Raw genomic sequence first — 11,917 nt, 5'->3', positions numbered from 1 at the left:
TGCTTAGATAATGGAGGTTGGTTTATTTGCATACGGAACCGTTAATCTTGCATGTATCGATTGGATATGGACATACAAAAACAGCAACCATTTTATCAAATGAGTTAAAAAAACAAACCAACTTCCAACCACAGATCCTTGATCTGTTTAGTCTACTTCCAAGATGGCAGAGTGAATTCATTCGGACAAGCTATTACAAGTTAATTAAAAACGCGCCCTCAATATGGGGTACTTTGTATCATAATACAGCAAAATCTGAAACTACATACGTTACACATGATTTATTGGCTACAGTATTTTATTCAAAATTAGCACTGATTCTAGCAGATCCCGAGATACCCTTTATTATTTCTACTCATACATATGTGACTCGAATCATAGCTATTTGGAAACAAAAGCTTGGTATACACACACCCCTATATCATATTTGTACAGATTTTGGCTTTCATCAGCTGGCGATTCATTCGGAAGTAACAGGCTATTTCCTGTCTGGTTTAGCTACACTTCCACCTTCATTGGAGCAAGATAAGTCTGTTTATTCTTATGGAATTCCCGTAGAGAAAGATCAAGATCAAGTAATATCAAAATCAGTGAGAAGAAGTATGTTTGGATTTACTGAAGATGAACAGATTGTCATGATTGCGGGTGGTGGAGAAGGTATTGCTCCATATGAAAGCATTCTAGAGTCGTTACAGGTACTTTCGAATCTAACTATTTTATGTATGACAGGTACAAATGAACAGGTTCATCCATATAATCATGCTTCAAAACAAGGTCATTCTATCCACTTCATCTCTTTTACTGAGCATTTCTCAAATTATGTGCATCTTTCAGATGTGTTGATTACAAAAGCAGGGGGGCAAACACTTGCCCATGCATTAACAACAGATACACCCGTTGTTTTGTATCAACCTATTCAAGGACAAGAGGTAGAGAATGCTCAGTTACTTAAAGACAAAAAAGCGGCCATATATGCTCGAAATAGCCATCAATTGCTTGATGCAGTTTATACATTTCTAAACAACCCTGCTGCTCGTTTAGTTTATTTACAGCAAGCTCAATCAATTAGTAAGCCGAATGCTACACAAAAAATTATTCATCAAATTACTCATCAGCATCAGGCTTATGATCTCGAAGAACCTTTCTTTCACGTTGGCGTAAAGTCCATAGCAGAATATTAATGAAGGCGATGGGAATAAATAAATAGATCATTCGGTCCCCAGTTTGTAAGGTGTAGTACATAAAACCGATAAGCACGAGTATAGCTACAATTTGGCTTATTTGAATTTTAGTCACGTAAATCATCTCCCCAAATTCTTTTTCCATTCTATTATATCAAGGCTGACAGGATACAAAAAGGAGGAGTCTTATGAAGGTTTATTATTCATTTTATTTACGTTTTGTTGTTGCACTTATGATTGTACTTTGGATTCATATGCCAGTGGAAGCAATGGCTAATCATTCAACAGGTACTCAATTGGAAAGTCTAGCAGGGAGCAAACATTCGTTGGAGGATTATCAAGGGAAAAAAGCAGTTGTTCATTTTTTTGCGACCTGGTGTCACCCATGCCAGGAGGAGATGCCGTATATTGTTTCATTCTCAGATCGTATCGAGCAGAATGGTGTACCTTTTATTCCAATTCACTTAACCAAACTAGATTCAGATCTGTCGCAGCTACAGAGTTTCCTTACTCATTATCAGGCGTCATTTGATCCGTGGCTTGATCGTTCAGGCGGCATGATGAATCAATATCATGTGGTCGGAATTCCAACCACATTATTTTTAGATGAAAACGGCAATGTTGAGCAAAGAATTGATGGGATGCTACCTATTGATCAAGCAGAATCATTTATCAGCCGTATCAAGAAGGAGAATTGAGTTCGTCTAGTGTTAATTTATTTAATTCATCATCAATTTGTTGATCAAGCTTCGCAAGCATGGTACGAGCTTTTTTGTCATCAATTACACGATAATGATGTCCTCCACTCGGTTCCTCGTCAGCTTCATCAGCTAAATGGACCACCTTTTGTAATGGTTTAAGGTGAAGCTCACCATGAGGTAGGTAGGAATCGGTATGCAATAACACGGCTAAAGCAATTTCTTTTGCTGATTTCGGATGCTCACCAAGTCTAATAAGAAGTTTGTGCGCTCGCTCTGCTCCTTTTATGGCGTGTATATCATTCTCTTTGTATAATGAGTAGTCCCATTTGCCGTTACGATACCATGTGTAATGACCAATATCATGCAAGAGGGCAGCTTTAGCAGCCATATCTGGATTCACGTTATGTTCAAGAGAAAGTTTAAACGCATGATACGCACAAGCAATAGCATGTGCCATACCTGAACGTTTGACGTATTTTTGTGTAATAGGATGATCAAAAATTTGGACAAGTGTTACATCTCTCATGTAATCACTCCTTTCAATGCTGACTTAAAACTGGTAGGATTAGTTTATCTATTATATAGACAGGAACAACTTAGTTGCAACAAAATTGTTCGTTTATATACTGAAGTATAAATTTTTGAATGAGGGAGGGTTTTGCTTGGCAGCTACACATGTCTTCTCTAAAGATGAAGAATTGGCAAATGCAATTACACATGGTATTGGAGCTTTAATTAGTATTGCTTGTTTAACGTTATTAATTGTTTTTGCGAGTCTCTACGGCAATGTTTGGCATATCGTTAGTTTTTCGATCTACGGAACGTCCATGCTCATATTGTATGCGTCATCGACATTGGTACACAGCTTTCCTCCTGGAAAAGCAAAGGATTTATTCGAAATACTTGATCATTCAGCGATCTACCTATTTATTGCTGGTACCTATACTCCCATTTTGTTCATTGTTGTTCAAGGGGTTTTAGGATGGACTCTTTTTGGGATCATATGGGGTATTGCAACGTTAGGTATTGTCTTTAAAATATTCTTTGTGAAAAAGTTTTTAGTGATATCAACCGTTTTCTACTTATTAATGGGATGGATGGCGATGTTTGCGATTAAACCCATTGTCATGACTCTACCTTTACAAGGAACACTTTTTTTAATAGGTGGGGGAGTCCTTTATAGTCTTGGTACTGTTTTTTATATCTGGAGGGGTTTTAAGTTCCACCATGCAGTTTGGCACCTATTTGTACTAGGAGGAACCATTCTACATTTCTTTTTAGTCATAAAATATATCCTGCCTATTCAATAGTGAGAAGAACGATGTTAAAACAAAAAACCAAACCGTTATGTGAGTCAAACTACATAATGATTTGGTTTTTTTATATTTACATTTTAGGCATGTATTTTTTTAGAACGGGTAAAGTAAAAACTAAATACGTAAAATTATATATTTTTCCATGATGGGTGTTGTAACTCTTCAAAAAACGTTATACTCGCCTTGGAGGTTGCGCATGTACATATCATTACCAGAACTAGCGGATTATCTAGGTTTGCCATTGGCATACATTAAAGGTCAAGTTGCTTCAGGAAACATTAAAGCTATTCATAATGGGGAAGAATATGTCGTAAGTAAAAATCATTTTGAATCGTACAAAAAACAAATTGAATTAAAGCGGAAAGCGATTGAACTAGAATTAAATGAACCGATCCCTGAGGATTGGGATGCAAAAGATGAAGATTAACTAATAGAAAGGATGTGGCAACATTGTGGAAACAAACAGTAACAGCAGTAGCTGTAGGTGTAGCCGTTTTCGGTATAACTTCTGAAGTGCAGGCGGAATCAGATGCGGAACATGTGGCCCAGGAGCTTGAACACAAACTATCAGGTATTAAAACCTTTACTCTTCCTGATCGATTAGCACGTTTTGTACATAGCTCAGATCGCCAATTTGATTATCCAGAGGACGGAGTAAAGGGAATTTACGTGACTGGAAATTCAGCAGGTGGTGAACGATTTAACACGCTTGTTAATATGTTAAATGATACAGAACTTAACTCAATGGTTATTGATATTAAAGAAGACAATGGTCATCTTACGTATCGACCGGATGAAGATTCTCCTTTTTATGATATTGCCCAGAATTACATAAGTGATCCAGAAAAAATGTTTGATGTATTAGAAGAAAATAATATCTACCCAATTGCAAGAATCGTTGTTTTTAAAGATTCAGTGCTAGCTGAGGAACGACCTGATTTGTCATTTACAGATAACGGTAAGGTTTGGAAAAATGGGCGTGGAGAAGCATTTGTGAATCCGTTTCTTGAAGAGGTATGGGAGTACAATGTGGATATAGCTGAAGAAGCAGCCAAAATGGGATTCCAGGAAATTCAATTCGACTATGTCCGTTTTCCAGAAGGCTTTGAAAATCGAGACGAAGATCTTGAGTATGATACTGGGAAATATGAAGGTGGAGATGGCGATAATATTCACCGGAGAGTTAATGCTGTAAATGATTTTGTTGCATACGCAAATGAAGAGTTAAGTGCCTATGATGTCGATGTATCCGTTGATATTTTTGGCTATGCAGCAACGGTTGAGTATGCACCAGGTATTGGACAAAGCTTTTTAGGGATCTCCGACAATGTAGATGTTATTTCATCTATGATTTACCCAAGTCACTGGACATCATATTTTGGAATAGATAAGCCCGATCTTCATCCATATGAGATGTCGAAAGAATATGCAAAGGTCGAAAATGCACTACTTGACGAGTTAGAGGATGGGCCGATCTCTCGTCCATGGCTTCAGGATTTCACAGCAAGTTACCTGCCTGATGGAGATTGGCAGACATATGGAAAAGAACAAGTGGAAGATCAAATAAGAGGATTAAAAGAAGAAGGCATTACTGAATTCCTTTTATGGGATGCGAGCAACAGGTATAGTCAAGGCGTTAACTATTCACCTTAACAAGACAAGTGTATACAAATGAATGAAAGCGGCGAACGATTCTTAAAAATAGGATCGTTCGTTGTTTGATTTAAGGGATAAAGTAGTGAGAGTAGAATATGCAGACTTTCCGCGCCGTGCCACCCGCTACTGAATTTTTAACAGATTATTATGGGGTATTGTTGGAATTCACTTAATTGTTTGTTTTCTTTGCCGATATAGAGCTCACTTTATCAATAATCCAACTTGCTTAACTGAATCAAACCGCTAAACCAATATACCCAAGCCTATTTCTGTGGTTTCACGTTTATAGTTTATCTAAAAAAGGAATATACTAATGCGTAACTATTGTAAATAAGAGAAACGATAAGGAGCTATAAAAATGAGCTGTATGAAAAGTTAAGTAAGTACTTCCCAATTGAAGAGATGAAGTCGAAAGAACACATGGAGCTACTATTAAAGGAAAAAGCAGAGATTTACCATAAAGACGAAGGGGAAAATCATGTTATAATGTATGTAGAGACAGATGATTTTGTATTTGTTGATTATTTATTTGTTTCTAAAAAGGCTCGTGGACAAGGTTTAGGTAAACAGCTGTTAGAAAAGCTTAAGGCTAAAGAAAAGCCAATTATTTTAGAGGTTGAGCCTATTGATTATGAAGAGACAGACACAGTTAAGCGTAATCGGTTTTATGCTCGGGAAGGTTTTACTCATGCTCAATCTGTAGGGTATCGAAAAAAATCATTGGCAACGAATAAGGTTAATGAGCTTGAGATCTTGTACTGGTCACCAACAGATGAGTCAGAGCATAGTATTTATGAAAAGATGAAACATACCTATGAGAATATTCACACATATAAGGATCAGGATTTATATGGACAATCATATGATGATGTTGACCAAGCTGTAACCTTTAAAAAATCTGTAGGAGAAATAGAAAAAGCGCCTAACGGCTAAAGGTGGTGTGCCAATTGAAAAACAAAGATAAAGCTAAGCAACAAAAGAAAAAGAGAGAAATGCTTAAGGATCTTCTGAAGAAAAATGTAGACAATTGGAAAAAAGGTCCAACTAAAAACCCATCTCCTCATTCATATAATAAATTTACTGCTTAATCGTCTGCCAATTATGGTAGACTTTTTTTGAATTGAGTAACAAGTTGTAAATTACTTAGTAAACATTTTTGTTTAGAAAGATTTTTAGTATACTATGTTTAAGAATTTAATTTCTGGGGAATATACATCAATAGTTACATACAAAAGAGGTCATACAGTAATCGTTGAAGTTTTGTATAACTTTTTTGTAGCCGACTATATACTTTTAGTCACATTTTCTGTATAATAAATGATGTATAAAACAAATGTTCTCATTTTTAGTTGGATGATTGATTCCTTGAAGGGAGAGGTTGGTAAGATGGTCACATTGTTAACTTCACCAAGCTGTACATCTTGTCGTAAAGCAAAAGCATGGTTGGAAGAGCATGAGATTCCGTTTGAGGAACGTAATATTTTTTCAGCACCGCTTTCTGTAGACGAGGTTAAAGAAGTAATTCGTATGACAGAGGATGGAACAGATGAGATCATTTCAACTCGTTCCAAAGTTTTTCAAGAGCTAAATGTAGAGGTTGAGAACTTGTCTTTACAAACTCTTTTTACGATTATTAGCGAAAACCCAGGTCTTTTACGTCGACCAATTATTTTTGATGAAAAGCGTCTTCAGGTTGGATATAATGAAGCTGAAATTCGTCGCTTTTTACCTAGAAAAGTTCGTACATTTCAATTGCAGGAAGCACAGCGACTTGTTAACTAATTATAAACCTTCTACATATTTATGTAGGGGGTTTTATTTTATAAAGCGAGGTACTTGACAGTAGGTTGCCTTTCAAGGAAAATAGGGTACTACATTAGGAATTCATTTAACACAGATTGTTTTTCGAAAAATCTGTTTTTATAATTCCTTTTTAAATCGATTTATCATAAAATAAAAGTAAGCACTTTAAACTGTCTACAATGGTTAACGTTTCAGTTCATGGGGTAAAGTGTAACTATATGCATTCAAGCAGTTGACCTGCTTAGAGCAAATGATCGGAGGAGAGCGATTATGGATATCGAACGCGTCAATGACACGACCATTAAATTTTTTATTACGTATAAAGATATAGAATCAAGAGGTTTTGAACGAGACGAAATTTGGTATAATCGTGAGCGTGGAGAAGAGCTCTTCTTTGAAATGATGAATGAAGCAAATAATCGTGATGACTTTGAATTGGATGGCCCATTATGGATACAAGTTCATGCGATGGATCGAGGACTTGAGATCCTTGTCACTAGAGGACAAGTAACAGATGGAAATATGAAAATCGAAGTACCTGACTGGCAGGATAAGCATGCTCTTGATGAGGGGACGCAGGCTACTGATAATGATTCAGAAGTGCTTGAACAAGATGACAGTGTGACTGAGCCATTAGAACTTATGATTGGATTCCGCGATTTTGAAGACATTATTGATTTAAGCCATAGTTTTGCGAACACTGATTTGGATAATCGACTGTTCCATTTTGAAGGTCAGTATTATTTGCACATCTTGTTTGATGATGAACAGTATTCAGAAGATGAGCAAGACAATATGTTAAGTCATATTTTAGAGTATGGATTTGAATCAGATATTACCATTCATCGTGTTCAGGAATACGGGAAATGCATTCTTGAAGCGGCAGCACTCGCAGCATTACGTAGTCAATTTTCAATGAGATAATAAGAATGATGGCACCGGATTTTATCTGGTGCTGTTTTTTTTTGAAAAGAAAGAGGTCTTTGATGGTTCTTGTCGAAATAGGTTATTATGGAGGTGAGTCTATGCTAACTGCAGTCCTGCAAGATGGGACAAGAATCTCGATGGCTGACAAATGGTTTGAAAGTGAATTGATGGATTTACGAAAAAAGCAACAGTTTAAATGTCCTGTATGCAGTGCAGCCGTAACATTAAAGTTAGGATCAAAAAGACAATGGCATTTTGCTCACCATACGAAACATACCTGCCGCATCTCGCTCGAACCCGAATCCCCATATCACCTCAAAGGAAAGCTTGATATCTATCATTGGTTAATCAATCAAGGGATAAAAGCTTCTCTAGAAATGTATCTTCCACTTATTCAGCAACGTCCAGATGTATTATGTAAGGTTGAAGGAAAGCTATATGCTATTGAATATCAGTGTTCACCTCTTTCCGAAGAGTTATTTTTTGAACGAACCATGGGTTATCGTCGTATGGGGATTACTCCTATTTGGATTCTTGGTGGCAATCGGCTGCGTCGAAAACAAGCGGAACAGTATCACTTGTTAGGATTTGAATGGAATACGTCTAGACTCAACAGGCTAGAGCAGATGTACGTAACCTACTATTGCAGTGAGACGCAGTTATGGGCATTCTTGTTTGAACTACAATCTTATTCAACAAATGGGGCATTAGCTAGACTATCTTACAAACGCCAAAATACTCTATCAATTGAAGACCTTCTTTATCCTCGAGATATCGCTCCTTATCAATATAAATCATGGCTCAATATTAAAAAAGCTGGAGATATCAGGGCTTCAAATCCTACCCTTCCAAAAGTCAAATCAGATTTTCGAAATGGTTATATCAAAAAAAGATTCCACTAGGTCAGTTCCCCGCCGAAGCTGGTTGGTTTTTGAGCATACAACATCAAATCAAAACGGCTCCTCATATATGGCAAACGATCCTCCTTATCAAAACCTTTCACCTATTACCTCTCAACCAAATGATTGAACAGCATGTATTAGAATCCAATATAACTACATTTGTGATGAATGGCACGATTATTTTTCGTAATCATCAAGTCTTAGATCTTAATGAGTTAATCAGCCAGATGGTATTTGAATATTGTCAATTGCTTTTGGCATTTGGAATGATTAAAAAGCTTAATCATACAGATTATCTTTATATAAAACCAGTCTCGTTGCCGAAATCAGTTGATCAGGCAAACCAAATGGATCAGAATCTTTCAAATTTAAGACAAAATACTCCCAATATCCTTCATATTCAGAGATAATAGATATAGGCTCTAAAATGTTGGGCTAGTTTATTGGAGGTGTAATCATTGTCAAATAATGTATTAGAAAGACATGAAATCCCTACTCATGATACGTGGGATCTAGAATCTATTTTCTTAAATGATAAACAATGGGAACAAGCAGCACGTGAGTTTAAAGAACAAGTTACAGAGGTTGAGGTTTTTCGTGGCAAGCTTAGCGAGTCAGCTGACACACTTCTACAAGCATTAAGTAAACATTTAGAACTGGAAGAGAAACTAGGGAAACTGTTTACATATGCTCATATGAGACATGATCAAGACACTGGAAATTCTTATTATGCGGCGCTTCATGATCAAGCGTATGGTCTTATTTCTTTACTAGAGCAAAAAGCCTCATACATTACACCAGAATTGTTGGCAATGGACCCAGAACAATTAAGTCGCTATGTAGCTGAGCATAAACAGCTTCAAGATTTTTCTCACATGTTTGATCAATTAAAAAAGCAGCGCGAACATATTCTTTCTGAAAAAGAGGAAGAGCTTTTGGCTAGAGCGAAAGAAGCTCTTCTTGCGTCCAGTCAGGCTTTTGGTGCATTAAATAATGCTGATTTAACATTCCCTACCATTAAGAATGAAAAGGGAGAAGACGTACAGATTACACATGGCCGTTTTGTCCCGTTATTGCAAAGTGAAAATCGAGAGATTCGAAAAGCGGCATTCGAAGCTGTATACAGCACTTATGAGAAGTATAAGAATACATTCGCAGCTACACTAAGTGGACAGGTTAAGGGTGATATATTTAATGCTCAGTCCAGAAAATATGCAAATGCTAGAGAAGCAGCATTATCTGAGACACATATTCCAGTAGGTGTATATGATTCATTAGTTGAAACAGTTGAAGAACATCTACCGTTATTACATCGCTACGTAAATTTACGAAAAAAATGTTTGGGTGTGGATGAATTACATATGTATGATTTGTATACCCCAATTATTAAAGATGTTGAATTTACTGTGACGTATGAAGAAGCGAAGCAGAAGGTGATTGAGGCTGTTAAACCTTTAGGGGATGAATACGTTAAAAGGCTTACTGAAGGATTCGAGAATAGATGGGTTGATATTCATGAGAATAAAGGAAAACGAAGTGGTGCATATTCTTCAGGTGCATATGGAACAAAACCGTTTATTCTGATGAATTGGCAGGATGATGTAGATAATTTATTTACACTTGCGCATGAATTTGGACATAGTATGCACAGCGATTATACAAGAAATAATCAGCCGTATGTGTATGGTGATTATACTATTTTTGTGGCAGAGGTTGCTTCAACATTAAATGAAGCCTTACTTCACCACTACTTCATCAAGAACCTGGATGATAAAGAGAAGAAGCTATATATCCTGAATTATTTCTTAGAAGGATTTAGAGGTACAGTTTTCCGCCAGACAATGTTTGCTGAGTTTGAACAAATGATTCACGAAAAAGTTGAGGCAGGAGGAGCATTAACGGCAGATGAATTAACATCCATGTACTATGATTTAAATGTTAAGTATTATGGTAAAGATATGGTTGTTGATGAAGAGATTGGGTTTGAGTGGGCTAGAATTCCGCATTTTTATTACAACTTTTATGTGTTTCAATATGCTACAGGCTACAGTGCTGCTGCTGCACTTTCAAAGCAAGTTCTAGAAGAAGGTCAACCTGCAGTTGAGCGATTTATTGATTTTCTTAAAACGGGAAGCTCTGACTATCCAATTGAAATGCTGAAAAAAGCCGGAGTGGATATGACTACTTCTGAGCCAATCAAACAAGCTATGCAGCTATTTGAGAAAACTCTTGATCAAATTGAGGAGCTACTTGAAGATTAAGATCTGAATCCTTTAAATCGATTTGTTTTTAGGGCAGGGCGAAAGGCAAAGAGGATCGAGCCAAAAAGCAAAAATGCTCCTATCATTACAGGAAACATCTTCATCAGCCCAAATAAATAAAACATAAACGCAACCAAAATTAAGCTGATTTTGCCGATCCAGGTTAGTAGTTTCATTCAATCAACTCCTTATAGAAAAAACAGGACGCCGACGCCGGTGTCCTGTTTTTAGTCTATGAAGATATTGAGATGTCCATGCTATTCATTTTTAATGTAGCGCCAGAAAGTACCGTATTTATATGGAACGGCTTCAACCTTCTGCTGCAATCTTAATATTTTCAGACGTTTTATCGCTTCTTCCTCGCTAATATCTAAGACTGCGGCACACTCAACGGTGGCAACAAACGAATGTTGCTTGAGGAACCCTTCAAGGTCAACTGACTCAGCTCGTTCAGGTTTGAATCCAAGCATGCTCTCTAGAATCTGCACGTATACATGATATGGATATTGGCCAGATACTTTCATGCCTTCTTCTTCAACGTTGTCATTAAAGAAAACAAACGTAGGAACGGTTTCAACGTCCATTTCTTTTGTTGTTTTTGCATCACACTGTAAGGCTTTAGCAGATGATGGGGAATGTAAATCGAATTCAAAAGACTCTACATCAAGTCCTGCGTCTTTTGCACAATTCAACAATACTTTTTCATCGGTTATATTTAGTTTTTCAAGAAACAGATATTCTCTTAATTTACGTAGAAATCTTGTTCCTGCTTGTGGACCCTGAAGTTCTGCTGCTTTTATAGCAAGTGAAGCACGATAAGGCTCCAATTCATCGGCGTCAAACTCTACCACACCTTCACAGGACATTCCTTTTGCACCATTTGGATCTTCTTTATAGCCCTTGCTTTTTTTTGTTTTGACCAACGATGGACAGGCATTCCAAATCTTTAATTTTCCGGCAAGTATAACTCGAATACGAAAATAAGCTCCATATTCAAGATATAATTTTTTTAGAGTTGGTTCAATTGCCCAACATTCTGAACAAAGTGGATCGATAAATGTATAAATTTCAATCGGTTTTTGTTGTTTTGTAGGATACGTTACACCTGGGATAAGACCACAAACGCCATGTTTATCATCACATGCTGCTAAAGTTTCCTGAGGATTCAAT

At 36.8% G+C, this 11,917-nt stretch carries 15 protein-coding genes; 12 read left to right on the top strand and 3 right to left on the bottom strand.

Features of this window, described 5'->3' with window-relative positions:
* The first annotated feature begins 26 nt into the window (after positions 1-26).
* A complete protein-coding gene (locus NDM98_RS05905) occupies positions 27-1,181 on the top strand; it encodes an MGDG synthase family glycosyltransferase (RefSeq protein WP_251605274.1) in 1,155 nt (384 codons plus the stop codon).
* A gap of 188 nt (positions 1,182-1,369) precedes the next feature.
* On the top strand, positions 1,370-1,879 hold the full coding sequence (locus NDM98_RS05900) for a TlpA disulfide reductase family protein (RefSeq protein ID WP_251605271.1): 510 nt from the start codon (positions 1,370-1,372) through the stop codon (positions 1,877-1,879).
* Here NDM98_RS05900 and NDM98_RS05895 read toward each other — a convergent pair.
* The gene (locus NDM98_RS05895; RefSeq protein ID WP_251605268.1) at positions 1,863-2,408 is read right to left on the bottom strand and encodes an HD domain-containing protein; all 546 of its coding nucleotides are present in this window, start codon (positions 2,406-2,408) and stop codon (positions 1,863-1,865) included. The two genes, NDM98_RS05900 and NDM98_RS05895, sit on opposite strands and share 17 nt — an antisense overlap.
* 136 nt (positions 2,409-2,544) lie before the next feature.
* Here NDM98_RS05895 and trhA point away from each other — a divergent pair, with 136 nt between their 5' ends.
* The 10 genes from trhA to pepF all read left to right on the top strand — a co-directional run bounded on the left by trhA (position 2,545) and on the right by pepF (position 10,747).
* A complete protein-coding gene (gene trhA / locus NDM98_RS05890) occupies positions 2,545-3,192 on the top strand; it encodes a PAQR family membrane homeostasis protein TrhA (protein WP_251605265.1) in 648 nt (215 codons plus the stop codon).
* 202 nt (positions 3,193-3,394) lie between these two features.
* On the top strand, positions 3,395-3,625 hold the full coding sequence (locus NDM98_RS05885; RefSeq protein WP_251605263.1) for a helix-turn-helix domain-containing protein: 231 nt from the start codon (positions 3,395-3,397) through the stop codon (positions 3,623-3,625).
* Positions 3,626-3,648: 23 nt separating this feature from the next.
* Entirely contained in the window at positions 3,649-4,851 is a 1,203-nt protein-coding gene (locus tag NDM98_RS05880; RefSeq protein ID WP_251605261.1) for a putative glycoside hydrolase, read from the top strand.
* Positions 4,852-5,274: 423 nt separating this feature from the next.
* Positions 5,275-5,787, top strand: coding sequence for a GNAT family N-acetyltransferase (locus tag NDM98_RS05875; RefSeq protein WP_251605259.1), 513 nt, complete (start codon positions 5,275-5,277; stop codon positions 5,785-5,787).
* A gap of 14 nt (positions 5,788-5,801) precedes the next feature.
* Positions 5,802-5,942: a hypothetical protein gene (locus tag NDM98_RS05870; RefSeq protein ID WP_251605257.1), complete on the top strand. Its 141-nt coding sequence runs from the start codon at positions 5,802-5,804 to the stop codon at positions 5,940-5,942.
* A gap of 298 nt (positions 5,943-6,240) precedes the next feature.
* A complete protein-coding gene (gene spxA / locus NDM98_RS05865; protein ID WP_251605255.1) occupies positions 6,241-6,636 on the top strand; it encodes a transcriptional regulator SpxA in 396 nt (131 codons plus the stop codon).
* Positions 6,637-6,927: 291 nt separating this feature from the next.
* Complete coding sequence (mecA, locus tag NDM98_RS05860) at positions 6,928-7,581, top strand: adaptor protein MecA (protein ID WP_251605253.1); 654 nt, start codon at positions 6,928-6,930, stop codon at positions 7,579-7,581.
* Between the two features lie 62 nt (positions 7,582-7,643).
* The gene (locus tag NDM98_RS05855; protein ID WP_251605251.1) at positions 7,644-8,486 is read left to right on the top strand and encodes a competence protein CoiA; all 843 of its coding nucleotides are present in this window, start codon (positions 7,644-7,646) and stop codon (positions 8,484-8,486) included.
* Positions 8,444-8,896 carry a hypothetical protein gene (locus NDM98_RS05850; RefSeq protein ID WP_444546310.1) on the top strand — a complete coding sequence of 151 codons (453 nt, stop codon included), beginning with the start codon at positions 8,444-8,446 and terminating at the stop codon, positions 8,894-8,896. The genes NDM98_RS05855 and NDM98_RS05850 overlap by 43 nt, the downstream gene beginning before the upstream one ends.
* A 48-nt stretch (positions 8,897-8,944) precedes the next feature.
* Positions 8,945-10,747: an oligoendopeptidase F gene (pepF, locus tag NDM98_RS05845; RefSeq protein WP_251605246.1), complete on the top strand. Its 1,803-nt coding sequence runs from the start codon at positions 8,945-8,947 to the stop codon at positions 10,745-10,747.
* Here the strand turns inward: pepF and NDM98_RS05840 are convergent.
* Entirely contained in the window at positions 10,744-10,923 is a 180-nt protein-coding gene (locus NDM98_RS05840; RefSeq protein ID WP_251605244.1) for a hypothetical protein, read from the bottom strand. The genes pepF and NDM98_RS05840 overlap by 4 nt on opposite strands.
* Positions 10,924-11,004: 81 nt before the next feature.
* Positions 11,005-11,916 carry a ClpXP adapter SpxH family protein gene (locus tag NDM98_RS05835; protein ID WP_285803885.1) on the bottom strand — a complete coding sequence of 304 codons (912 nt, stop codon included), beginning with the start codon at positions 11,914-11,916 and terminating at the stop codon, positions 11,005-11,007.
* Position 11,917: the final 1 nt, after the last annotated feature.

The organism is Alkalicoccobacillus plakortidis, assembly GCF_023703085.1.
Classification (GTDB): Bacteria; Bacillota; Bacilli; order Bacillales; family Bacillaceae_D; genus Alkalicoccobacillus; species Alkalicoccobacillus plakortidis.
The sequence above is the reverse complement of the archived record's forward strand: the minus strand, read 5'-3'. Positions and strand labels throughout refer to the sequence as shown.